The organism is Chitinophaga pendula (assembly GCF_020386615.1).
In the GTDB taxonomy this organism is placed as follows: domain Bacteria; phylum Bacteroidota; class Bacteroidia; order Chitinophagales; family Chitinophagaceae; genus Chitinophaga; species Chitinophaga pendula.
Window position 1 is genome coordinate 6,356,328 of sequence record NZ_CP077769.1, and the last position, 26,455, is coordinate 6,382,782.

The 26,455-nt window shown below is 49.5% G+C and carries 15 protein-coding genes; 8 read left to right on the forward strand and 7 right to left on the reverse strand.

The genetic code is table 11. The features are described 5' to 3' along the window. Positions 1–32: 32 nt before the first annotated feature. From KTO58_RS23830 to KTO58_RS23845, 4 genes are all read right to left on the reverse strand, one after another. On the reverse strand, positions 33–938 hold the full coding sequence (locus KTO58_RS23830) for a PorP/SprF family type IX secretion system membrane protein (protein WP_095837001.1): 906 nt from the start codon (positions 936–938) through the stop codon (positions 33–35). Positions 939–943: 5 nt separating this feature from the next. Then, complete coding sequence (locus KTO58_RS23835; protein ID WP_198315132.1) at positions 944–10,351, reverse strand: T9SS type B sorting domain-containing protein; 9,408 nt, start codon at positions 10,349–10,351, stop codon at positions 944–946. An 87-nt stretch (positions 10,352–10,438) separates the two neighbouring features. After that, a complete protein-coding gene (locus tag KTO58_RS23840) occupies positions 10,439–11,590 on the reverse strand; it encodes an ABC transporter substrate-binding protein (protein WP_095836999.1) in 1,152 nt (383 codons plus the stop codon). Between the two features lie 46 nt (positions 11,591–11,636). Next, positions 11,637–12,200, reverse strand: coding sequence for a phage tail protein (locus tag KTO58_RS23845; protein ID WP_095836998.1), 564 nt, complete (start codon positions 12,198–12,200; stop codon positions 11,637–11,639). A 604-nt stretch (positions 12,201–12,804) separates the two neighbouring features. Here KTO58_RS23845 and KTO58_RS23850 point away from each other — a divergent pair. The 5 genes from KTO58_RS23850 to KTO58_RS23870 all read left to right on the forward strand — a co-directional run bounded on the left by KTO58_RS23850 (position 12,805) and on the right by KTO58_RS23870 (position 20,186). Then, on the forward strand, positions 12,805–13,326 hold the full coding sequence (locus tag KTO58_RS23850; protein ID WP_095836997.1) for a DinB family protein: 522 nt from the start codon (positions 12,805–12,807) through the stop codon (positions 13,324–13,326). A 54-nt stretch (positions 13,327–13,380) separates the two neighbouring features. After that, the gene (locus tag KTO58_RS23855; RefSeq protein ID WP_095836996.1) at positions 13,381–14,469 is read left to right on the forward strand and encodes a winged helix DNA-binding domain-containing protein; all 1,089 of its coding nucleotides are present in this window, start codon (positions 13,381–13,383) and stop codon (positions 14,467–14,469) included. A gap of 247 nt (positions 14,470–14,716) precedes the next feature. Beyond that, a complete protein-coding gene (locus KTO58_RS23860; protein WP_095836995.1) occupies positions 14,717–16,189 on the forward strand; it encodes a DUF3375 domain-containing protein in 1,473 nt (490 codons plus the stop codon). A 39-nt stretch (positions 16,190–16,228) separates the two neighbouring features. Continuing rightward, the gene (locus tag KTO58_RS23865; protein WP_225859894.1) at positions 16,229–16,813 is read left to right on the forward strand and encodes a DUF4194 domain-containing protein; all 585 of its coding nucleotides are present in this window, start codon (positions 16,229–16,231) and stop codon (positions 16,811–16,813) included. Further along, positions 16,785–20,186, forward strand: coding sequence for an ATP-binding protein (locus KTO58_RS23870; protein WP_095836993.1), 3,402 nt, complete (start codon positions 16,785–16,787; stop codon positions 20,184–20,186). Before KTO58_RS23865 ends, KTO58_RS23870 begins: the two co-directional genes overlap by 29 nt. A gap of 84 nt (positions 20,187–20,270) precedes the next feature. On the opposite strand, the gene rpiA is transcribed toward KTO58_RS23870, so the two are convergent. Then, the gene (rpiA, locus tag KTO58_RS23875; RefSeq protein WP_095841418.1) at positions 20,271–20,957 is read right to left on the reverse strand and encodes a ribose-5-phosphate isomerase RpiA; all 687 of its coding nucleotides are present in this window, start codon (positions 20,955–20,957) and stop codon (positions 20,271–20,273) included. Between the two features lie 118 nt (positions 20,958–21,075). Between rpiA and KTO58_RS23880 the strand changes: the two genes are divergently transcribed. Next, positions 21,076–22,386 carry an MFS transporter gene (locus KTO58_RS23880; RefSeq protein WP_095836992.1) on the forward strand — a complete coding sequence of 437 codons (1,311 nt, stop codon included), beginning with the start codon at positions 21,076–21,078 and terminating at the stop codon, positions 22,384–22,386. A gap of 10 nt (positions 22,387–22,396) precedes the next feature. Here the strand turns inward: KTO58_RS23880 and KTO58_RS23885 are convergent, their stop codons facing one another. Both KTO58_RS23885 and KTO58_RS23890 read right to left on the reverse strand, forming a co-directional pair. Continuing rightward, positions 22,397–23,368 (reverse strand): NAD(P)H-quinone oxidoreductase, encoded by a 972-nt coding sequence (locus tag KTO58_RS23885; protein WP_095836991.1) that lies wholly within the window; start codon positions 23,366–23,368, stop codon positions 22,397–22,399. A gap of 20 nt (positions 23,369–23,388) precedes the next feature. After that, the gene (locus KTO58_RS23890; RefSeq protein WP_095836990.1) at positions 23,389–23,910 is read right to left on the reverse strand and encodes a DMP19 family protein; all 522 of its coding nucleotides are present in this window, start codon (positions 23,908–23,910) and stop codon (positions 23,389–23,391) included. 451 nt (positions 23,911–24,361) lie between these two features. Between KTO58_RS23890 and KTO58_RS23895 the strand changes: the two genes are divergently transcribed. Together KTO58_RS23895 and KTO58_RS23900 are read left to right on the forward strand one after the other, a co-directional pair. Then, the gene (locus KTO58_RS23895; protein WP_095836989.1) at positions 24,362–25,054 is read left to right on the forward strand and encodes a hypothetical protein; all 693 of its coding nucleotides are present in this window, start codon (positions 24,362–24,364) and stop codon (positions 25,052–25,054) included. Further along, a complete protein-coding gene (locus tag KTO58_RS23900) occupies positions 25,041–26,453 on the forward strand; it encodes an RtcB family protein (RefSeq protein WP_095836988.1) in 1,413 nt (470 codons plus the stop codon). Before KTO58_RS23895 ends, KTO58_RS23900 begins: the two co-directional genes overlap by 14 nt. Positions 26,454–26,455 lie beyond the last annotated feature (2 nt).

Consider the following 26,455-nt stretch of genomic DNA (forward strand, 5'->3'; position numbering starts at 1 on the left):
AACGGGCAGTAAAAATAGTATGGCTGCTAAGTCTATCGCTTATTAAACAGGTTCACCGTTAGTCCGACTGTAAAATTGCCGGACAAGTAATTACTCAACCCAGCTGTCTGCGAAGAGTAGCTAAGCTGCAAACCAACGGTGTGGTGTATATTAAATCCAGCCCCTACCGTAAAGGTTTTCGAGCTGTGATACAAGCCATATACATTGGCTACATCATTCAACAGGACCAAGTTAGCACCCACATCTACAATGTTATCAAATCCACGCACGCCACGGAAACAAACCTTAGGCTCCAGCGATGTAAACTGTCCGCCTAATGCAATCCGGTAACTCGCCGCAGTGAAAAAAGTAGAGCCGTTAACCAGGTTCTTGTCTGACTTAAAGTATCCCACTACATTCGGTAATGCCGCCTGCAGGCTTAATCCATTGCTGGTATAGGCAACACCGAAATCTCCATCAAAGTAATTATCCCGGCGATTAAAACGGCCGATAGATGGGTCCATCACCTCTCCGTTAATCCCTTTCAGATTGATACGTTCTGTACGGATACCCAACGACAGACCAAAATGCAGGAATTGATTCCGTTCCAATGATAAGGGAAGATGATAAGCATAAGTCAATGCCACACGCGTGCTTGTCATCAGACCAGCCTTGTCATTGAAAACCATCAAACCAGCTCCTACCCTTTTCCCCGCCGCATAGTCTGCCGTAAAACTGATGGTCTCCGGCACCCCGGGTTGATTTTTCCATTGCCGTCTGTAGGCTGCATTCAGATGTAATCCCGTATCAATACCTGCCATCGCGGGGTTGGCCAGATACTGGTTCTGGAAATACTGCGTAGGCAAGGGATCCACTAATGTATTGGTATTCCCTACTTCCTGGGCTTTCAGACTTTGTGCGCCAGCAATCAGCAGCGCTATATATAATACCTTCTTCATCGTGATTAGTATTTATCTCTGATGATGGTAATGAAACCTTTTACTTTTGGTAATCCGGGACCGAAGTCGAGGATATAATAATAAGTGCCTTCCTGCAGGGGTCTGCCGCTTAATGTTCCATCCCATTCATTCAGATAACTCCGTTTGTTATAGATCAATCTTCCGACGCGATCAAATATCTTCAGCTCATTATTCGGATAGCTGTCAATGTTCTTTATCACAAAGCGATCATTGATACCGTCTCCATTAGGCGTCAGTATATTCGTGGCGTCTACCTTATAATCATCTATTACTTCTATTGAGATCGTCTGAGATGCCGTACAGCCAGCATTGTTGGTTGCCGTAACGCGATAGGTCGCATTCGCTTTCGGACGGACTACCAACACAGCCTGGTTAGGATTATGCTGTATGTCTTCATTGGGATCCCATACATAACTTACACCACCTGTTGCTGTCAGCCGTACCACATCGCCTTTGGATACTTTCAATCCCTTATCGCTGGTGATCACAGGCGTATTTATGCTGCTCACTGCAATACGGAAAGTCCGCTGTATCTGGTCCACACCGCCATTAGCCGTGCCACCATTGTCCTTAGCTGTCACAGTAACGTTGGCAACACCTGATGCACCGGCCACAAATCTGAACCGGAGTTCATTACCTGCGATCGTGAAAGAGGAGAAGAGGCCGTTGTTGTCATTGCTGGCAGTGAGGGTCACCGTCTGTCCTGCTTCAGGTCCTGCTGTTACAGTTGTGAATGCGATCCGCTCATCGTTGCCGGAAGCACAATAGCTCTTGTCTGTCACGACGTCAATGGTCGGCGCTTCATTTACATCTCTGATGCTGATCACGAACGTTTTCTCCAGGTACTCTCCATGCTGCGTAGTGGCTCTTACCCGGATACGGTAGCTGGATTGTTCTTCAAAGTTGAAGACCTTCAGACCTGTCAGCTTATCTCCTGCAATGCTGAAGCTGCTGTTATCATTACTACCGGTACCAGCTACCAGGGTGTAAGTGAATGTTGTTCCTGGTTCGTCAGCCGTAGCAGTCAATGTACCTACTGTGATATTGAGCAGGTTATTCTCTGCCACGAGCAGGTTGCTGAGCTGGATATCCAACGGAGGTTCCGGCATGTCGTTGAGGTTGATCTTCACTGTCTGTACAGCACTTTGATTCACCCCATCGCTTACCCTCACTGAAATTGTCAGACTGCTATTCACTTCATAATTCAGGTCGCCCGCATCATTTACCTTGATCACATTGCTCGCCGGATCCATGATGAACGCAGGTACTCCATCTCCATCCGCATCAACGTTAGTTGTAATAGTCCATTGTTGCAGTGTACCGGAAGAACCTGGATCATTAGCATCAACAGCTCCTACAGTCGTTCCTGCAGCACTGTTCTCATTGACACTAAATACTTGGTTGGTGGTGATCACTGGCGGTACTGCATCTACCAGTACACCGGTAGTGGCTCCCATTCCTGTTAATACAAGCGTGGCATTATTACCGGCTGCATCTTTAATGGTAGCAGTGTTAAGAGAAATATTAGTGGCCGCAGCGATACCATCTCTGTCCAGATCACCGGCGGCTATTGTATAACTGAATGTAAGTGTGTTAGTGCCCGCACCGGCAGAGAGTGCAAAGTTTTTGATACTGCTGCCCATCGTTACCGAAATGAATGGTGTACCTCCCGCGATCGTTACGGCCTCAGAATAATGTACTACAAAGTTGAGTACTTCACCAGCTTTCCAAAGTTTATTAGCAGGAATATCAACACTGGTCACTGCTGGTGCTACTGCATCTACGAGAACTGCGGTCGTTGGTGCCACGTTTTGTAAGGCGAGGTGAAGGTTATTTCCTGCCGCATCTTGTATAGTGGCGCCATTCAATTGCAATCCGCTTACATTAATGCCGTCTGTATCCAGGTCACCACTAACAACAGTATAGCGGAACTGCATCGCCGTTGCCGGAGCTCCGGGTACATAAACTGCCTGTACGTTACTGCTGCCGATCTGTAATGTCAGCGTGGGTGAACCGCCGGCAGTATTTACGGTAACCACTTCGGAAGTATTTACCGTGAATTGCAATACTTGTCCGGTAATATAAGTACCGTTCGCCGGCACTGCCACCGAGGCGATGGTCGGAACAATACCGTCGATCACCAGTGCCTTGTTCGCACCGAGTGATCCGGCGGCTCCTGGAGCTGCCAGCGTCAGCGCCGCATTTAGTCCTGCCGCACTCTTGATGCTACCACCATTGAGTTGAAGGGCCGTAGTAGCAGTGTAATCGAGATCTGTAGACTGATCTCCGCTTTGTACGGTATAACTAAATGTAAGCGTACTACTACCAGCACCACTCACATAATCGGCGTTACGATCTGTTGCGCCCGTTTCCAGTTGTACCTGTGGTGTACCTGTTACCAGCACTGGCATATTAAATGTTACAGTGACGGGTATTACATCTCCGAGTTTATAAGTACCGTTACCTGCTGTAGAAGATACCGCTGTAATGATCGGGAACGTCGGTTGTACATTGATGCTGAGTATCTTTTCATCTGTTTGTGCTCCTCCTGCACCAGTGTTACCCTGATCATCAGCAGTCACTTTAATAGTAGCCGCACCGTAATAGTTTGCCGGAGGTATAAAGGTGAGTCCATTTAGCGCGGTGTTCACACTTGATAAGCTACCGGTAAACGTCATGGTCACATCACCAAGTCCATCCCCCGTACTGAAGCTCAATCCCGAAGTATTACCTAATGTCAGTGAACCGTTGGTCGCTGTCAATGTTATCTTCAGAACGCCTCCATTCAGATCAACATCGCTGATGCTGATCTTGTCAGCACCATTCAATACCAGGGCATTATTCATATCGACTGTCTGCGCAGCAGGTATGGTTATTACCGGCGCATCATTCACCGCGGTGATGTTGGCGTTGAAGACCAGCTGAGCAAACAGGTTGCCGCCGCTGCCGGTATTACCATTGTCATCAATCCTTACGGTCAATGATCTCGGAGTAACAGTACTATTCAACGGAGTGGTGTACGTTACCCCTCCAGCAGCAATGAACGTATTGATGTCGGTCAATGTCCCTTCCAGCGTCAGGGTAGCGCTGCCTGAATTATTGACGGTGACACCACTACCACTGTTGGCAGCGAATGTTCCTCCACCGGCAGCAACAATAAAGCTAACCTTCACAATACCGGTACCCGCATCTACATCACTGAATGCCAACGGTCTTATTGCGGTCGGCACATCTTCCTGTACATTAAATGGTATCGGATTGCTGGAAATGCTTGGTACATCATTTACCGCTGCTATCTGCAACGTTACCGGCACAGGCACCGCCTGCAGCGCTCCTCCCGCTCCGGTATGACCATTATCCGTCGCGGTCAGGGTTAATATAACATCGCCGTTCAAGTGGTTGGCCGGCATATAGGTGATATTATTACCGGCAATAAACGTATTGATATTGGCAACGGTTCCCAGCAGGGAGATTGTCGCGGTACCGTTACCGGTCACAGTTACTCCACCACCACTGGTGGCAGTCAGATTACCGCTGGCAGCAGGCAGTGTAAATGTCATAGTAACGCTGCCACTTCCGGCATCCTCATCAGATAAGGTCATGCCGCTGATCGCTTTGCTAACATCTTCCGTTACAGCGATCGGTCCTGTACCGGCGATCACCGGTGCATCATTCATTGCTACCAATGTCAATACAACCGTAGTAGTTGCCTCCTCGCTGGTGGGGGACGGCCCGCCCGGATCGGCACCGGTATACCCGTTATCGTTAATATTGACAGACAAGTTTACATTACCTGTCGCATTAACTACTGGCGTATATTTCAGAGATCCTGCTGAGATAAAGCTATTGATAGCCGTAATAGTACCATTCAGTACCACCGTATTGGTGCCGCTACCGTTCACAGTTACTCCGCCACCATCTGCGGCCGTCAGCGTACCTGCTGCTGCAAAAGTCGCCTTAACAACACCTGTTCCGGCATCAACATCTGCAAAGCTGATTCCGCTGATCGCTGTCTCAGTATCTTCATCCACATTAATCGTGGCTCCCGCCGTAATAGAGGGTGTATCATTTATCGCATTTATATTAATGGTAAATGTTTTCTGGTCTTGTTTAGCACCTCCCGTACCAGTATTACCCTGGTCATCAAACGTAACCGTAATTGTGATCGTCCCGTTAAAGTTGGCAGCAGGTGTAAAGGCCACTTTACCGGCAAGCAGATAACTATTCAGACCGGCCAGTGTTCCGCTGATCTGTATGTCATTGGTATTGTTGCCGGATACAATAGTAATACCTGCCTGGGGCGTTGCGAAGAACGCTCCGCCGGAAGACTGCAGATGCAATAGGCCAGTACCCGCATTGATATCCTCATCTGCGATAGAAATATTGTTGATCTGTACGGCATTATCTTCATTACCGGACAAGCTCGCTGGTGCGATCGTTAATACAGGTGCATCATTCACCTCGTCTACCACTAGTGTCACAGGGTCAGTATCTGTCAGACTACCACCTGTACCTGTATTACCATTGTCATTGATAGACACCGTCAACACCACATTACCTGCATTCGCTGTGGTAAAGGTCACTTTACCGCCGGAGATAAAGGTGTTGATAGTACCAATAGTACCGCTCAGCGTCAGCGCAGTGCTGGTACCGCCTACCGTCACACCACTACCACTGGTCGCGGCCAGCGTACCCGTTGGTACACGCAGCGTTACCGTAACCACTCCTGTGCCGGCGTCTACATCAGAGAAGCTGATACCTGTTAATACGGACGCCTGCTCTTCCGTCACTTGAATCGTAGCAGGAACATTATTTACAGGTGCATCATTCACCGCCGCAATAGTATAGTTGAGGGTAGCCGTAGCTGTCTTCGAACCGCCCGTACCAGTATTACCCTGGTCATCTACTGTCACGGTAACAGTAACGGCCTGCACATCATCTTGTGCTGTTGTATAAGATACAATACCTCCGCTAATGCCTGCATTAATGGCCGTTAGCGTACCGGTCAGTACCAGTGTACCACTACCGTTACCGGTTACTGTCACACCGGCAATAGCAGATGCTGACAGCCTGCCGCTGGATGCAGACAAGGTCAGTTTCACAGCGCCGGTGCCCGCATCTTCATCAGAGATCACGATATCATCTACCACCTTCGCAATATCTTCCTGGGCGGTCCTCGCAGTAGTGACAATAGCCAGCGTAGGCGCATCGTTCGCTGCTGCTACAACCAGGGTCACTAGGTCGGTATCTGTCAAGCTACCTCCCGTACCCGTATTACCATTATCATTGATGGACACCGTCAGGGTTACGTTACCTGGATCTGCAGTGGTAAAGGTCACGTTACCGCCACCGATAAACGTGTTGATATTCGCAATAGAACCAGTCAGTATCAGCGCAGTGCTGGTACCGCCTACAGTCACACCGCCACTGCTAGTCGCGGCCAGCGTACCCGTTGGTACACGCAGTGTTACTGTAACAGCGGCTGTGCCAGCATCTACATCGGAGAAGCCGATACCTGTCAATGCAGTGACCGCATCTTCCGCTACATTAATAGTAGCAGGAACATTATTTACAGGTGCATCATTCACCGCCGCAATAGTATAGTTGAGGGTAGCCGTAGCTGTCTTCGAACCGCCCGTACCAGTATTACCCTGGTCATCTACTGTCACGGTAACAGTAACGGCCTGTACATCATCTTGTGCTGTTGTATAAGATACAATACCTCCGCTAATGCCTGCGTTAATGGCCGTCAGCGTACCGGTCAGTACCAGCGTACCACTACCATTACCGGTTGCTGTCACACCGGCGATAGCAGATGCTGACAGTGTACCGCTGGATGCAGACAAGGTCAGTTTCACAGCGCCGGCTCCCGCATCTTCATCAGAGATAACAATATCATTTACTACCTTGGCAATATCTTCCTGGGCGGTCCTCGCAGTGGTAACAATAGCCAGCGAAGGCGCATCGTTTACAGCCGCAACACGCAGCGTCACAGGGTCAGAGTCGGTTAATGCACCTCCCGTACCGGTATTACCTTCATCACTGATCAGCACCGTCAGGACAACATCACTGCCAACAGTAGTAAGGAAGGTTACATTAGAAGCTGCTATAAACGCATTGATAGCTGCGATCGATCCTGTCAGTGTCAGCGCGGTCGCTGTACCTCCAACAGTCACACCTGCACCGGCGGTGGCTGCCAACGCACCTGATGGTACGCTTAGCGTCACTTTTACCGCCGCACTACCTGCATCTACATCGGAGAAGCTAATGCCCGTCAACGCAGACACCTGGTCTTCCGTCACGGATATATTAACCGGCAGATGATTTACCGGCGCATCGTTCACCGCAGTAATGGTATAGTTGAGCGTAGCCGTTGCTGTCTTCGCCCCGCCGGTACCTGTATTACCCTGGTCATCTATCGTTACGGTGATCGCAACCGGCAGTATATCATCCTGAGCTGTTTTATAAGAAATATTACCCCCGGTGATACCAGCATTGATAGCGGTTAACGTTCCTGTCAGTACTAAAGTTCCGGTATTATTACCTGTTACTGCTACACCGGCGATGACAGTGGCAGACAGGGTACCGCTGGATGCAGCCAACGTCAGTTTTACATTTCCGCTGCCCGCATCTTCATCAGAGATCACAATATCACTCACGGCTGTCGCTACGTCTTCCTGTGCGGCTCTGGCAGTGGTAACAATAGCCAACGCAGGCGCATCATTTACTGCAGTAACACTCAGCGTCACGGGATCAGAGTCGGTTAATGCACCTCCCGTACCAGTATTACCTTCATCACTGATCAGCACAGTCAGGATAACGTCGCTGCCAACCGTAGTAAGGAAGGTTACATTGGAGGCTGCTATAAAAGCATTGATATCTGTAATGCTACCAGTCAGTGTCAGCGCTGTTGCAGTACCGCCTACGGTCACACCACTACCGGTGGTCGCCGCCAGCGTACCGGAAGGTACACTCAACGTCACCTTCACCGGCGCATTACCAGCATCTATATCTGAAAAACTGATCCCTGCCAACGCCGTCGCTGCATCTTCCGTTACCGGGATACTGATAGGCACGTTATTTACCGGCGCATCATTTATCGCATTGATCGTCAATGGTATCAGATCCAGATCTGTCTGCACGCCCCCGGTACCTGTATGCCCACCGTCCTGATTCCTTACACTGATCGATAACGTATTACCGTTAAAGTTAACCGCTGGAGTAAATTTCACATTCCCTGCCAGCATAAAGGCATTCAGCGCAGCATAAGTACCTGCGATAGTGATGCCGGTATTGGTACCATCCGTATACGGAGCGACGGTTACACCCGCTCCGGTCGTTTGGAATGTACCGCTACCATTAGGTACAAAGAAATCAGAAGAAACGACAGCGCCATCCTGGTCCACATCGGTGAACTGTATGCCTGTCAGTGTCAGCTGAGTATCTTCATTAAATATATATCCCGTAGGCACTGTATTTACTGGCGCATCATTTACCGCCGTCACCGCACAGCTAACACTCGCTACAGTGCTTGTACCTCCATCACCGTCATTCACCGTAAAAGTAATAGTGCGTGTATTTGCCGTTGGATTTTCTGTAGTATGTACGAACGTGATCGCACGAAGCAATGCCGTGGCAGCAGCCGGAGTAGCATTGACAGTGGTAAAGGAAACTACCAGTGGAGCAGCGGAACCGTCTCCCGTGAAAGTACCGATCAGGTTGCCATTATAATTGATGTTGCTGCCACTGATCGTAATCAGTCCTATATTACCTACTGCGAGTTTATCACCGGTTTCTTTATTGGTAGTAATAGTAACCGTTACATTCCCTCCGATGAAATCAGGAGAGTCACCATCCGTCACCGTCGCATTATTAGCAGCATCAAGTACCGTGGCGGTAGCGTTTTCCTGGTAACTTACCATATCGCCATTCAGATTAACAACAGTAGGCGCAGTATTAGTTCTGGTCGTGAAGTTAAATGTTACGATATCATCGATACCTAGGAATGCAATATTTGACGGCGCAGGCAACCTGAAGGTTGCCGGATCAAATAATATAGAATATCCAACGCCATATGCCAGGTTACTTGGCGGATCAATCGTCCAGGTAGTAGCTGGTGCCGCGCCAGCTGTCGTTACGCTGCCGCTGCTTACATCGATAGTCTGAATAGTCGCGTTATCGGAGGTACGTATAATATGGATATTGCCCGCTCCCTTGTTAACCGCTTTATTGAACGTGATAGTTATATTCCCGGTAGGATCTACGTTCACCGCATCATCCGCCGGTGTACTGGAAGTAATATAGGGAGGCTCCGCTATCTGCTGATAGAATCGCCCGTCTATATTATTCCTGGGTTGCCAGATGTCCATATCTGTGTCCCCATCAAAATCAGCTACGACAAAAGTATTATCATCATAAAAAGTAAATCCTGCAAATATGGAGGCACTCGTATTAACAATGTTATAGTTAACGTTACCTCCGGTACTCGTATTGAGAGCTACATTATAGGGAGTGCCTGGAGCACCTGTCTGATATAGGATGTCAACATCGCCGTCGCTGTCAAAATCTCCCAGTACAGCATCCCCTATATCGCTGAGTTCCGGAAACGCACTATTGGATGCCGCAGCAAAGCTGCTTCCATTATTCTTAAAGAACCATCCTTTCCTGTTAGCTACCGTAGGATCGTCTATATCGCCACCAAACCAGATATCGATATTACCATCTTTATCAAAGTCCGCAGCAAAAACATTGCCCCCCTGGTGCGTAGGGAAAGTAAGTCCCGCAAATGGTGAAGAAGCCAGCGGTATCTCCGTAAACGCGAGCGGAGCACCTTGTACCCCATTGTTTTTAAGATAATGATAGGCTCCCACGGTAGGGAATCCGTCCTGGAACAGGATATCGGGGAAACCGTCTCCCGAAAAGTCAGCAATGGTCACCCGCAGCTGCGATCCTATCGATGGAAAGACGCCGGCCGTAGCAACACCGGTAAACACACCACCATCATTACGGAAATAAGAACCGGTCCCCAGATTGGTCGTTAACCAAAGATCGATATCGCCGTCATGATCAAAGTCCGCCACATAGTCGTTAAACGCAGTCAGGTTAGGAAAACCAGCTGCAACATTCCGGAAAGGCGAAATAGGATCACCGATCGCCACAGTAGTAAAATTGGCATTAGCATCACACCTGGAATAGGTAAGTGCAGAGCCGTTTCCACCGGTCTGTGATAGGATGTCGGCATCACCGTCACCGTCAAAATCAGCTACCACGACCCTCCCCGGAAACTGTGGTTGCGGAAAGTTCTTGGCTTGACCATTGCCTGCCGAAAAAGCCGTATAGGTCTGGGCGCGCAGGCTGACAGGAAGGGTAATAAGGAGCGTTGCCAGGACCATAGTCGCTCGGCAACATTTTCCAATGTAGAGTTTCACCATATAGGAGAATTGTGTATCGCTAAAATGTGATTGTCCTAAGTCTGTTGCTTATACGCATAAATAGGGATTCTGCCAGCCGCTCAAATGCTGAGCCGCACTGGCAGCAACGGATGGATCGTTCCACTCGATCCCGCTGTCCTCTGCTACAATGGCCTGCTTAATGATTCCGTTATCGATCCGCACTTGTCGGATATATACCGGCTGGGGGTGCTGTGCCGCACTTCCTGCAATACTGATCATTCCTCTGGGGCCTCCCGTAATAGGGTTAGACAGGAGTGCTTGCAAAGAAGTTTTTAATTTAATTCTATCCGCTTTCATCCAGGCTGCTGCTATCGCCACGCCGGTCTCATAACCCAACATGGCATATACAGGGGGTTGCTGCTGATAAGCATCTTCGTATCGTTGTACAAATAATTGATTCGCTGCTGTAAGAATGTCTGCACTCCAGGTGGTAGCACTATATAACTGATCCACCAGCGACAGATCCTCCAATGAAATACCTGCTGTCATCAACGGACTAATAGAAACCGGTATACGGTCCCTTAGCCCCGAAGCCCGGAACTGTTCCAGAAACATCCCGGCTTCCTTGCCGGATAACAACACATGCGCATGTCCGGGCAATTCTTCCTCCAGGATACGTACCAGGGGCGTAGTATCGTATACTCCTGGAGGCTGCATCTGCAGCATATGTATATGGACCCGCGAAGCGCCCCCCTCAGTAGCACCGAGGCGAAAACTCTCATGCAGGCTATAGCCGCCTTCATAAAAGGCCATACTGATGGATGGCAGCCCGCCAAATTGCTGCTGCGCCCAACGGCCCATGCTCCACTGGCTCTTCCAGAGGTGCAGACTGTTGCAAAAAAGCCACGGATGACTCATATGCTCCGCCGGAATACGCTCACCCAGATTGTTCACAATAATAGGAACCTGGTACTGACTCAACTCCTCCGCACATCGACTGATCACCGATAAATTAACAACACCAGTCACAATATCCACCCGCTCAAACATGATCAACTTCTGAAGCACCTCCCGCACCTTCACCAGATCCCCCATATTAATGAACGCTGGCACCAAAACAACATCTCCCGACACCTGCGCTTCATCAAGTGCCAGGGTAATTCCCTGAAGAAAATCTTCCCTGAGGGTGGGAAATATACCTGAATAGGGTATCAGGCAACCGATCTTTGTCTTTTTCATAACAATAAAAAAGGGAAGTAGCGTCTCCACTACCTCCCTCGTAATATTAGTTCCTGGATGGATAGATCCCCTCCAGTGCTATAATATAGTTCATAGCAATATAAGGCTGCATAATGGAAAACGGCTGACTGCCACCAGCAGGCTGAATAACAGTACCGGCAGTAGTGGGTACCAACGCGGTATTAGGCGTCTTGTTATTATAACCATATACCTCGTTACCTCCTACTGAATCCAGGAACGTAGCCAGGGTGTTAGTACCCGCAGCCGCAGTACCTGTAGTACCCGATTCATTGGAAACAGAAATAGTTACCACACCAACGTGTGTGTGCATCGGCATCTGAGCAATGGTCAGCGTAATGTTGGGAGTACCGCCGATCTGACCTAGTTCATAACCTGGCAGGCCTGGTCCCTGACCATAACCAATAGGCGCACGGCCCCGAAAATCAGGTAAAGCAAATGTCGTTTGACCGTTACCGCCATAAGTCGTCCCCAATAAGGAAAACAAAGCAGTGTTCTGTGCAATTGATATAATCTGGCCCCAGCAGGTTGCCCAGCCTCTCGGCGCAAAGTTGCCGCCGAACATACAAATTAGCGCAATAAAAGGTTCCATTCCTTCAAGTGTTTAGGTTAGGGTGAGAGTTATGTGACTAAATTTCTGGTTGACGGTGCAAAGAAGATACAGGGGCCAAAACATTCACAATCATTTAAATAGGGATGAATCAGTTGGTAACTATATAGGCTGCATACAACCCGCTCCGTTGGAATTCGGACCTAAAGTAAATATTAATCCAATTGTCATGTAACACCACCGCATAGGCGGCAGGATTTCTTGTGTAACTGGCAGGATTTAGCACCTTTTCGCATTTCCCCCCTTTTGTTACTGTATTCCGTCTCTATTAAGTACATGGCCTCCAATGACCTTTGCTGCTTTTTTTAATCCCCCGATGCTCCTCGGATGCCTTCATCGATATAGGTAACGGACTGACCGCCATCATCTACCTCACTTCCGTACCAACCTGCTTTATAGCTAAAAATCCCCGCCCCTGGGGAATATCCATCAATACCTAAAACGTATACGCTGATAACCAACCGTTTACCTATATTCTCGCCGGGGGCTCTACCTCCCCGGCATTTTTTTTATTTTTTCTAAAACGCTGCTGACATACCACTGTCACAACCCCGTAGTTTCTTTGTATTACAAAACACAACCTACTATGATACAGACATCCAAACAAACAAGAACACTCGCTACCCTGGTAAAAGATTATGCTGCCTACAACGCTTGGGCAAACAAAACCCTGATCAACTGGCTGCGCACTAAACCCGAAGAACTGATGGATGCCTCCGTCGCCTCCAGCTTCCACTCCATCAACAAAACACTCCAACACTACCTGGAAGCACAACAATACTGGCTGGCTATCATCAAAGATGAAGCGCCCGAACTCAGCACCTATCAGCGTACCGCTCCCATCCCCACCGCCGCACTGTTTGACCTCGTTGTAGAACAATCCGCCGCCTTCTCCGATTTCGTTGCCACCCTCAACGACGAAGACCTCCAGGAATCCGTGCTGATCGTCACCGAATACTTCCAGTCCAACCGCGATAAATTCGAATATATCCAGCACGTAATGAACCACAGCACCTATCACCGCGGACAGATCGTGACCATGGGCCGCCATATCGGTCTCACCGATGCCCCCATGACAGATTATAATTTCTTCTTGCTGATGGCATAAGACTTTGCACATAATCGGCTAATTTGTACCAGCGACCGCGTTTAATATCAACCAATGATGAACAATTCCAGCTTCCTGAAATACCGGCTTTTACAACAGCATATCTCCCTTCCTGACTTCGATACCCCGGCACAGGCAGCCGCCTGGCTGGGCGCCACCCAGGCTCAGGACTATTGGAGCGGTAAATGGTCGCTGGGCCTCCGCACCCGCCATAGCACCCAGGAACAGGTAGAAACCGCGGTCGCCGACCGGCAGATCGTACGCACCTGGGCCATGAGAGGGACCTTACACCTCGTCGCCACAGAAGATGTACACTGGCTGCTACAGCTACTCCAACCCAGACTCACACAACAACAGGCGCCCCTCCTCAATGGCAGGGAGCTCACGGAGAAGATCGTCAGCAAAAGCCAGCAGCTCATTATCCGTGCCCTGCAAGACACACAGGAACTCTCCCGCGAAGAGATCAAAACATTGCTCGAAAAGAATAAGATCCGCACAGATGAACAACGCCTGGGATTACTATTGGTCCGCGCTGCTACCGATAAAGTAATATGCCTCGGTTGCCGCCGTGGAAAAGAATATACCTATACACTCCTGGATAAGTGGATACCTGCTGCCTCCCCCATCCCCCGCGAAGAAGCACTAAGCCGCCTGGCGCTCCGCTACTTCATCAGCCGCGGCCCAGCCACCATACAGGATTTCGCAGGATGGTCAGGGCTCACCATCACCGAGTCCAAAACAGGCCTGCAAATCGTACAGGCGAAACTCCACCGGGAAGTGATCCATGGACAAACCTACTGGATGGCACCCCCTACTCCCGAACTGAAAACCGCCGGCAACAACGTATACCTCCTGCCCGGTTTCGACGAATATGTACTCGGCTATAAAGACCGCAGCCACTTCGTTACACCGGAACAGTTTAAAAGGATCGTACCCGGCCGCAACGGTATCTTCCAACCCACCATCGTCCTCAACGGAAAAGTAGCAGGCACCTGGAAACGAACCTACAAAAAAGACACCGTCACCATCGAGATCAACCCCTTCACCGCCTTCAGCCCCGCACAGCTTAAAAGCATCACCACCGCCGCCCGGCGTTATGGACAATTTGAAGGCCTCACCCCCATATTGCCTTTTTTGAAATAGTTTGTAATGGACTGTATATCAGACAATTATAACGGCGCCCTTTTTTATCCGCCTCCAACAAATTGATTGCTAACAGGTTATGCTCACGTCCACCTCTCCTGTATCATTTGTATAGCTTTCGTATAGCATTCGTATAACCATCGCCATTTCAAGCGCCGAAACCACCGGTCTTATTACTCAAATCTTTTCCACAGCGTGCCCAGGGTCGATAATAAATTCTACTTTTATCCCTTAGCAATTGTGAAAAATGTCGGTATCTACGCTTTCTGGCTTATTCGAGAATTCCCCGTCCGTGCAGATCATCCGTATGCGTAATGCGCATTGGGTACTGCCATTCCTGCATAGAGTGTTCAAGACAGAAAATGTATTTTCTATCCCGGAACCCGCACTCATCTCCCTGCTGGCAGAAGAGCTGCGTATGCACGTCGATGGTATGGAAGACCTCGAAGAAGCCCGCATAGAATATGGAGAAGATGAAGAGTCCAGGGCCCGTAAATATCTGCAGAACTGGGTACAACGCCGCTTGCTGCAGGACTTTCCCGATGCCAATGCCGAAACCCAATATCAGCTGAGCGCACATGCGGAGAAGTCATTCCAATGGCTACAAACCCTGGAAAAACGACAATTCGTCGGCACTGAAAGCCGTTTCCGCTTCCTCTTCCAAACCCTCCGCGAAATGAGCGAATACGCCCAGGACGACCGCAGTACCCGCCTCACAGAACTCAAGAACAAACGCGCCGAAATAGACAAAGAGATCAAAAAACTTGAACTCGGCGGCGCCGTCACCGTATACACCAATGCGCAAGTACAGGAACGGCTGGAATGGTTCACCCGCCTCTGTTATGAACTACTAAGCGACTTCCGCGAAGTAGAAGACAACTTCAAACAGATCCATCGCAACATCGTAGAGCAACATACCAAAGCAGAAGTCAATAAAGGCGCTATCGTCGGCTACGCCTTCGAAGCATACAACGCCCTCCGCAACAGCGACCAGGGAAAAAGTTTCTACGCCTTCTGGGACTTCCTCGTATCCAGGGCCGGCCAGGAAGACTGGCGCTCCCTGACAGAAAATCTCGTGCAACTGCTCGAAGACCGTGGTATCGAAATGGATCGCAGCTTCCTCCAGAACACAAAATCACTCCTGCTACAATACGGCCGCAACGTTTACGATGCCAACGATAAAATGGCGGAAAAACTCAGCCGCATCATCACCGAAAAAGAAATCGCCCGCCACCGCCGCCTGCGCAAACAGATCGGCAATATCAAAGAACTCGTTCTCCAAATGATCGATGATGAAGAACCGACTTGTGGTATCAGCGTCACAGAACCCGCCTCCATACGCCTGAACATGGAACGCCGGCTTAACCTCACTCCCAAAAGAGTAGTGACCTCCTTAAAACAACCCACCAACGCGGAAGAACACATCGCCGACGCAGAACGTTTCGGTAGAATGATGAACATCTCTCATATCGACAAAAAACACCTCTGGCAACAGGTAGAAAATATCTTACAGGAAAAACAAACCGCCACCTTAAGAGAAGTAATAGAAACCGTAGGACTTACACATGGCCTGGCTGAAATAGTCGCCTACTTCAGCTTCCTGAAAGAGAAAAATGGCCGCGTACAGTCCGTCGAAAAAATTACCGAACTGATACCTCTCAACGAAGAACAAACCACCTTCGCAGAAGTGCCATACCTCCTGTTCAGCAAACAGGCATAATTATCGCTAATCACTCGTTTTAAAATTTTCGTTCTAATAGTGGAGATATTACCTTACACATCTGTATTCATCAAACTGCTGAAAGGGCCTGTCGAATATCTTGAAAAGACCTCCTGGGAGCAACTGCTGCAATACCAGGGCGAACTGACCCGATTCTTACAACAACTGGGATTGACCCTCATCCTCGATAAGGAAGATGGATACGCCTATCTCGAAACGGCTAAAACAGAAGAAGAAGAAAGCGTCGCCGGTTGGACCCGCCGTACCTCCCTCGGATACGACGAAAGCGTATTGCTCGTTCTCCTCCGCGATATGATGGCCGAATTCGAAGTAGGCGAAGTCACCAGCCGCGAACTGGTCAAAAAACGCCGCGAAATCAAAGAATTTGCAGAACTCTTCTTCCGCGAAGATGCCAGCCGCGTCAAATTCATCAAAGAACTCGACCGCCTCATCGATAAAGTAGAAGAACTTGGTTTCATCGATAAGATCGAGCACCACGAAGTGCCCGACGAACAGAAATTCCGTATCAAAAAGATACTCAAAGCCAAAGTAGACAACGAAATTCTGGAAGACTTTAAACAACAACTTACAGCACATGCAGCTCAACGTATTCAGCACGGATAGCGATAAATCCGGTTTCCGCCTGCAATACATGGAAATATACAATTGGGGCACCTTTGATGGACATGTATGGCAGATAAAACCAGAAGGGGAAACATCCCTGCTCACAGGAGCCAACGGTAGTGGCAAAACCACCTACGTCGATGCACTCCTCACCCTGATGGTGCCGGAAAGAAAACACAGATTTTATAACCAGTCCTCCGGTAGCGAGAAAAAAGGAGACCGTACAGAAGAAAGTTATGTACTGGGTGGTTTTGGTAGCTTACATACCGAAAACAGTACCTCCGGCAAAACACTCTACCTCCGCGAAAACCGCGAAGAAGCATATAGCATCCTCCTCGCCTGTTTCGCCAACGAAGTCGGCCAAGAAGTCACCTTGTTCCAGGTACGCTACTTCGGTGGCAGCGATATGCGCCGCATATACGCCATCGCACACAAAGCCCTGCACATCGAAGCCGACTTCACCCCCTTCGACCTCAATGGCGCCTGGCGCCGCCGTATAGACCAGCTATACAACAAAAGCAGCCGCCGCCAGGTAGAATGGTTCGACTCCGCCGGCCGATATGCACAACGCATGGTAGAAGTGCTGGGCATGCAAAGCCTGCAAGCACTCAGCCTCTTCAACCAGACCGTAGGTATCAAAGTCCTCGGCAACCTCGACGAGTTCATCCGCATGCATATGCTCGAACCGCGTAACATGGAAGAACAGTTCCAGGACCTCAAAAAACACCTCGCTACCCTCCTCGATGCCCAACGCAATATCGAAAAAGCAGAAGCCCAGATCGCCCTGCTGCTACCCCTCCAGGATCACTACGCCTCCTATCAGCAACAAGCAGCACAACTCGCACTGGCCAAACAGGAAGTAGAAATAGGCACCATCTGGAACAGCTACACCAAATACCAACTACTCGGAGAAGCCCTCACCAATGGCCAGAAAGCCCTCGAAGAACTCAAACTACGCCTCCAACAAGCCCGCGAACAAGTAGCGCGACTCCAGGACGAAGAACGCCAGATCAAAAACCAAATAGATCAAAATAAAGCAGGACAACGCCTCCAGGCCCTTACCAAAGACCTGGAAGATGCCCGCCAGAAACTGTCCGATACACAAATCGCCCTCGACCAGTTCACCGAATGGTGCACCAACATCCACCTCGAAGAAACCAACGCCTCCGATGATGCTGCCTACAGCCGCATCAAAAAAGAAGCAGACAAAGCCAATAAAAGACTCGCCTTGGAAACCCGCAATAACGAGGAAGACTGGTACGACGCCCGCCAACAGCTCAAAAAAGCACAAGATGGCATCGTCACCGTGGAAAACGACCTCAACATGCTCCTCCAAAGCCGTAATAATATACCTGGCCACCTGATCCACCTCCGTAAAGATATCTGCCAGGCCCTCAAACTGGAAACCTCCGAACTCCCGTTTGCAGGAGAACTCATGCAGGTAAGACCCGAAGACCTGGAATGGCAACCCGTACTGGAAAAACTACTCCATGGCTTCGCTCTCCGCCTGCTCGTTCCAGATAAACATTATAAAAAAGTAACCCGATACGTAAATACCACCAACCTGCAAGCCAGACTAGTATACTACAACGTCGGCGAACTAGGCATGCACCAGTATGCAGAAGATGATACCGTTTGGCATAAACTGGACTTCCACCCAGATCACAAACTAAGCGACTGGGTAAGCCAACAGGTAATACGCATGTTCGAACACAGCTGCGTGGAAAGTGACAAAGAACTGGCCCGCTACGACAACGCCATCACCATACATGGCCTTATCAAAAACAGAGACCGCCATGAAAAAGATGACCGCCCCGATCGTAATGATCCCAGCCGATACGTACTGGGCTGGAACAACGAAAAAAAGAAAGAAGCCCTCACCACTAAAAGGCTTCGCCTGATAGCAGAAGCAGAAAGCGCCAAAGAAGCACTCGACAGAGCCGATAATAAAAAGAAAAGATTAGGCAAACAACTCGTCTCCGTTCAACATATCATCGATCATAACAGCTTCTCCCTGATCAATATCGCTGGCGTACAAAGAGCCATCCGTAATATAGAAGAGCAGATCAACGCCCTCAAACAAAGCAGCAACCAGCTGTCCGAACTGACCGGCCAGCTCACCGCCGTTCAGGAACAGATCATGCAGCAGGAAACCGACAGAGATGCCTTACTCACAAAAATCGGTATCAGCGAAAACAACCTGCAACAGGTAGAAACACAACAACAACACCTGCAGCCCCTCCTGCAGCAACTCACAGAAGAAGATACCCTGCAACTGCTCGACTTCCAGCGCAGACACGACTCCGTACTGCTTAATATCGGCCTCAACAACATCGACCTGGTATACCAGCAGATCAAAAATTCCTTGTCAGAAGAAGTCAAACAACTGGAAGACGCCCTGATCAAAGTAGGTCGCGAACTCGACCGCGGCATCAACCGCATCAAAAATCCGCCTCTCGAAACCCTGCAACGCTTCACCGACTGGACAGGAGATGTACAACAACTCCCCTCCGACCGCGAATTCGTACAGGAATACATGGAATGGCTGGAAAAACTACAGTCCGACAACCTCCCCCGCTATAAAAAAGACTTCGAACGCTACCTCCACGAAACCATGGTCTACAAGATCGGTGAGCTCAACGAAGAACTGGAAAGCTGGGAACAAAAGATCAAAGGCAGCGTCAATACACTCAACCAGTCATTAGGTGGCATCAACTTCAACCGCCTGCCCGATACCTACATACAACTGGGCATGCGCTCCGTTCCTGACACCACCATCAAAGAGTTCCGTGCCAACCTGCTCAATGCATTACCACAAGCAGCAGACTGGCAGCAAAATAGCTTCGAAGAAAAAGCACTGCACTTCCGCCAGCACGTACAACCACTGATAGGCAACCTGGAAGAAAGCGAAAGCTATCGCTCCAGGGTACTCGACGTACGCAACTGGTTCGAATTCTGGGCAGATGAAAAATACCGCAATACCGACGAGCTGAAAAAAACGTATCGCCAGATGGGACAACTCTCCGGTGGAGAAAAAGCCCAGCTGACCTACACCATCCTCTGCTCCGCCATCGCCTACCAGTTCGGAATCACCAAAGAAGGCCAGAACTCCCGCAGCCTGCGCTTCATCGCAGTAGATGAAAGCTTCAGCAACCAGGATGAAGAAAAAGCCACCTATCTCATGGAACTGTGCCGGCAGCTACACCTGCAATTGCTGGTAGTAACACCGAGCGATAAAATACAGATCGTACAGCGCTTTATCGCCCACGTACACCTCGTACAACGTGTCAATAACCGCCACAGCGTAATGTATAATATGACCGTGAAAGAATTTACCGGCAAAAAAGAAGAAGTAATGGAACTACAGGATTGACCGCTGTTCCCGTATAAATACAACCGGGGCCTGGCAGATACAATGAGATGTATCTGCCAGGCCCCGGCTCTTTGTATCAACTATTTACAGGTGATGTAACGTCGTCGTTGTACCATCCGCCTTCCCGATGATCACCGTATGCGCCATCTGCACAAAAAGCCCCGTCTCCACTACACCAGGTATACGATGTAGCAAGGTATCCAGCGACGCAGGATCAGGGATCTCCCCATAAGCACAATCAATGATGTAATTGCCATTGTCCGTCAGGAACGGATAATCGCCTTCTTTCCGCAGACTCGGCTTATTACCGGTAGCCTCCAGCTTCCGCAAAGTCATCTCCCAGCCAAACCGTACCACCTCCACCGGCAACGCAAACGCACCAAGCGTCTTTACCTTTTTAGCATCGTCTGCGATCACGATCATCCGTTTGCTGGCAGCAGCAATGATCTTCTCCCGAAGCAACGCCCCGCCACCGCCCTTGGTCAGGTTAAGCTGCTCATCTATCTCATCCGCCCCGTCAATATCAACATCAATATGACTGATCCCGGCAAAGTTAACCAACGGGATATGCAGCCGTTGCGCCAACGCCTCCGAAGCGGCAGATGTCGCAATAGCCCGTATGTTAAGCCCCTGTTTCACCAACTCCCCTATCTTAACGATAGCCCAGTAGGCTGTAGAGCCGGTCCCCAACCCGATGGTCATCCCCGGCGCTATATAATTAACCGCTTCTTCCGCAGCGGCCTTTTTTGCTCTTACGATCGCTTCCTGCATATAAATTCCCTGAATAAACGTAAAATATTCCCTGTCAACTACACCGGCTCCAATCATCCTCCGCAAAAATAATATAACTTGTTGCCCACCGTATGTCTATCGTTCATTTAATACGTTCATGAAAAATAATCATTCCACCACAACCAATAACGCATGGCGACTAAAAGCCATCTTTACCGGAGCAGTAGGAAATCTTGTCGAATGGTACGACTGGTACGCCTACACTGCCTTCGAATTTTACTTCGCCCCGGTATTTTTCCCGAATGGCAACCGCACCCTCCAACTCCTGAATACCGCCGCCATCTTCGCCGTAGGCTTCCTGATGCGCCCTATCGGCGGCTGGATGTTTGGCCGTATTGCCGATCGTAGTGGCCGTAAAGCAGCGATGACACTCTCCGTCTTACTCATGTCCCTCGGCTCCTTGATGATCGCTCTTACGCCTTCTTTTAACACCATCAGCTATGCAGCACCCGCACTCCTACTACTGGCCAGACTACTGCAAGGCCTCAGCGTAGGCGGCGAATATGGCGCCTCCGCCACCTACCTCAGCGAAGTAGCCACCGCCGACCGCAGAGGCTTCTACTCCAGCTTCCAGTATGTCACCCTCATCGGCGGACAACTACTCGCACTCGGCATACAGCTCCTACTGCAAAAGGTGTTCCTGACTCCCGAACAACTACACAACTGGGGATGGCGCATCCCTTTCGCAATCGGCGCCCTCCTCGCCCTCAGCGCCCTCTTCATGCGCCGCGGCATGCAGGAATCCACCGACGTATCCAACCATCGCGCCGACCGCGGATCACTAAAAACCCTCTTCTCCAAATACCCCAGGGCCGTACTCACAGTAGTAGGCCTCACCATGGGGGGCACTCTGGCTTTCTATACCTACACCACCTACATGCATAAATTCCTGGTAAACACAGTACATCTGAGTGAAGAACAATCCACCATGATCGTTTTTTTCCTGCTCTTCATCTATGCAGGCATGCAGCCAATATTCGGATCCCTGTCTGACCGCTTTGGCAGAAAACCATTACTCGTAGGTTTCGGCGTCCTGGGCACCCTCTTCACCGTACCGATCCTCTCCACACTAAGCCACACCTCCGATGTATGGCAGGCATTCCTCCTACTGCTCGCAGCATTGGTCATCGTAAGCGGATATACCTCTATCAATGCAGTCGTAAAAGCAGAAATGTTCCCGGCAGAAGTAAGAGCATTAGGAGTAGGATTCCCTTATGCCATCACCGTCGCACTATTCGGCGGCACCGCCGGTTATATCGCGCTCTACTTCAAAAAGATAGGCCATGAATCTTACTACTACTGGTATGTGACCGGCTGCATATTCATCTCCCTCATCGTATACACCCTCGTAAGAGATACCAAACATACCTCCTTCATAGAAAAGGACCTGACAAAAACAACAACATAATTTCTCAACATTAATCGATCGTCAATACGATCTTGCCTATATGCTGGCTGCTTTCCATCAACTGGTGAGCAGCCGCCGCTTCCGCTATAGAGAACGTCTTATATATCACCGGTTTAATAACTCCTTTATCTAATAATGGCCACACTTCCGCCTCCAACGCAGCTGCCACCCCAGCCTTAAATGCAATATCCCGGTTCCGCAATGTGCTGCCCGTAATGGTAAGTCGCTGCCGCATAATATATAACATATCCAACTCGATCAACCCGCCCTCCATCGCATTGATAAATACCAGCCTGCCGTCAGGACTCAACAATCGGATGTTTTTCGGAATATAATCGCCGCCTACCATATCCAGTATCACATCTATCCCCTTGTCCGCCAGCACCGCCGCAAAATCCGCCGTTCTATAGTTAATACACTGCGTGGCTCCCAGCTGCTCACATACGTAACACTTATCATCATTTCCCGCCGTAGCAAATACAATGGCACCAAAAGCCTTCGCCAACTGTATCGCAGTGATGCCAATACCACTCGAACCTCCGTGCACCAGGAAATGCTCTCCCGCCTGCAACCGCCCCCGCTGAAACACATTGTGCCACACTGTAAACATCGTCTCCGGCAGAGAAGCGGCAGCCGCAAAATTCCACCCGGCTGGTACCGGCAAACAATGCTCCGCATGCACGATCACATATTCCGCATAACCACCTCCGCCCACCAGAGCACAAACACGATCTCCTACCTGCCAACGCTGCACACCCGCTCCAAGCTCCACAACCTCGCCCGCAATCTCCAACCCCGGTATGTCCGCCGGTACTCCCGGCGGCGGCGGATAATTCCCCTTGCGCTGAAAAACATCCGGCCGGTTAATACCCGCCGCATGCACCTTCACCAATACTTGCCCTTCTCCGGGCACCGGCCGCGGACGCTCCTGCCATTGCAGTACCTCCGGTCCTCCCGGTGTTGTGATAACAATTGCTTTCATCTGACCGTTTTTCTGTTGATCTAAATAATATCTGCAAACTCGGCTATATGCTCCTGGATATACTGTCGCAGCATCGCCTTTGATCGCTCACCTACCCCTTGAAAATATCGCATGTTAACCTCGTGGAAATAAGGCAACAGTTTCACATTAAGCGCGTGGAACGCCGCCATATCCCCGGGTCGTTCCTCACTCGTCCTAACAATCTCCTCCTGGTAGGTCCCATATAATGGTAATACGTCCCGCAACAGTTGTACCAGCTGCAATACACCATATGCCTCCATCGCCCGCAGAAACTCCTCCTGTAACCCGAATATATAATGCCCGTAACCATTATATATCAGTTGAATAAATCCCCCGTTGTTCACCTGCTTATCCATAATATCAAAGAGATAAGGAAATATAATACCGGGATCTTCAAAATCATCCCAGGTATACCCCTGCTCCAAACATTCATGTACCGGCGCTAACAGCGCCTCCATAAAAAGATCATCCGGAGCCAGCATAACCGCTGCCGTTAACTGTAAACGAACCTGTTCTGACATAAGTTAGAATTGATAGGTCTCAAATGTACGTTTTTACCCCTTCCGTTGACAAACTCCCGCCCCTGACGAATGACGATCGTCATTCTTATCTGCAGTTAACCGATTATATTTTCCCGCCGCAAAAACTATCCGTACCTTCGCGCCAGCAATTTCTTCCTCACGTTTTCACTAAACTATATGGAGGACTTTACATATGCTGGAACAAACTACACATATCGCCTAACGGACCACTTTCCCTGGTAATTTTATGGAAGTGTTACCCTGCTTTGCTGCAAAAGCAAATGCATGCTCGTATTAACTACAATACCTGACTGCTGCCGCTGCCCAAACAGGAAACTCCTGTAGCTACTCCCAACCAGTACTTCCCCACCGGTCCGTTACTCCTCATCCGATCATAAACAGATCGCGATCACTCGCGGTCACTATTTATTCACCGGCAAAATATTTTGCTATGGTACAGAATTCCTCTTGCCAGGAATTACTGCAGCATTGCCGTATCCGCTCCGCAAGAAGCAAACGCAGAATGGTATACGAAGACTGGGAAAAAAAACTGCTGCGGTTAGACCGTACGACCACCAACCTGTATACGCAGATCCGGCAACTCGGATACGAAAAACTGGATCCGCCATATCAACGTGGATGGAAAAGAAGCTTCATCCTGCGGAATGATACAGCACTTGGCAGACAAGCAACCTTCTATCAGGGAATACTGGACAAGATCAACACGATAGCATACAGCCATCGCAAAGACTTTAAAGTTAAAAAACGGATACATCGTAAACGAGTATACGTTAACAATGAACAACATCTCAGACAACCTGATTTGAACACGTTTGTAAAACTAAAACTGACGGAAAAAGAAGCAGCATTGTTTGAACGGGTCACCAGCTATTGCAGTCATTATAAAAAGATGATCACCCGGGTAAAAAAACGGAACCATGAGCTGGAAAGCTCCTTGGCAGAATTAAACCGCTATATCACAGACCGGCATCTGCGCCCTCATATCTACAAACTAACCTGTAGCCGGGGATATCAATACTGGTTCGAAAACAGAAAGTATGAAAAGAGCCCCCTCCTCAACAGGTCGCTCTCCGACATACTTAATCAGCACTACTATCAAAACGAAGAAAATGAGCAATCATAACATACGACTTAAAGACCTCAGCAAACTGGGTTATACAGACGACAGAAGCCGCAGCATTGCAATAGGTATACTTAATAAGCAGTCCAGGCACATAGCCAGGGAACTGCTGATACAAACACTGACCGCTATCCATCAGCAACCGCAGCAATGGCTGCAGGATGAAGTATGGCATAAACTGGCAGCCACCTTACTGCCGGAAGAAGAAGAGCATAACTATATAGCATATGAACTGCGCTCCGAACAGACCGCAGCACCGGTTAAAGCATTCGGTAGCAAACATATCGAACCTGCCGCCAAACAACAGATGCAGACATGCCTGCGCCTGCCGGTAGCCATACAGGGCGCGCTCATGCCGGATGCCCATGCCGGTTACGGATTGCCGGTAGGCGCTGTACTCGCCGTCGAAAACGCCCTGATCCCATATGGTGTAGGCGTAGACATCGGATGCCGCATGGCACTCACATTATATGATACCGGTCGCAACTTCCTCCAAAGGAACACCTACCAGCTAAAAATGGCCTTACAGGACTATACCCACTTCGGCATGGAAGGAGGACTACCCTTCTCCCAGGAACACGAAGTACTCGACAGAAAAGAATTCAGCTACACCGCCTTGCTTAAAAGTCTGCATGGCAAAGCAGTCCGCCAGTTGGGTACCAGCGGTAGCGGTAACCACTTCGTTGAATTTGGCAATATGCTCCTGTACGCAGATAACCTATTGGGGCTTCCCGAAGGTAACTACCTCGCCATCCTGTCCCACTCCGGATCCAGAGGGCTTGGGGCCTCCATTGCACAACATTATACACAACTCGCGATGGAACAATGCCGATTGCCAAGAGAAGCCAGACAACTCGCCTGGCTCGATATGAATACCGAAGCAGGACAAGAGTACTGGCTCAGCATGAACCTGGCAGGCGATTATGCCAAAGCCTGCCATGACCGCATACATCTCAACCTGGCAAAAGTACTTGGCTTAAAACCAGTCGCCAAAGTAGAAAACCATCACAATTTCGCCTGGAAAGAGAGCCTGCCCGATGGGCGTACTGCCTATGTACACCGGAAAGGCGCCACACCGGCACATACCGGAGAAGCAGGTATCATCCCCGGCAATATGATAGATGGTGGCTTCCTCGTAACAGGTAAAGGCAACAGCACATCCCTCCAGTCCGCTGCCCATGGAGCCGGTAGAGCGATGTCCAGAAAAAAAGCCAAAGAAAAATTCACACAGTCATCCCTTAAAAAGCTACTCTCCGCCGCCGGTGTCACCTTGATCGGAGGTAGCGTAGAAGAATCTCCTATGGCTTACAAAGACATACAGACAGTAATGAACGCGCAGGAAGAACTCATCACCATACATGGACACTTCACCCCGCGCATCGTAAGAATGAATAAAGAATAATT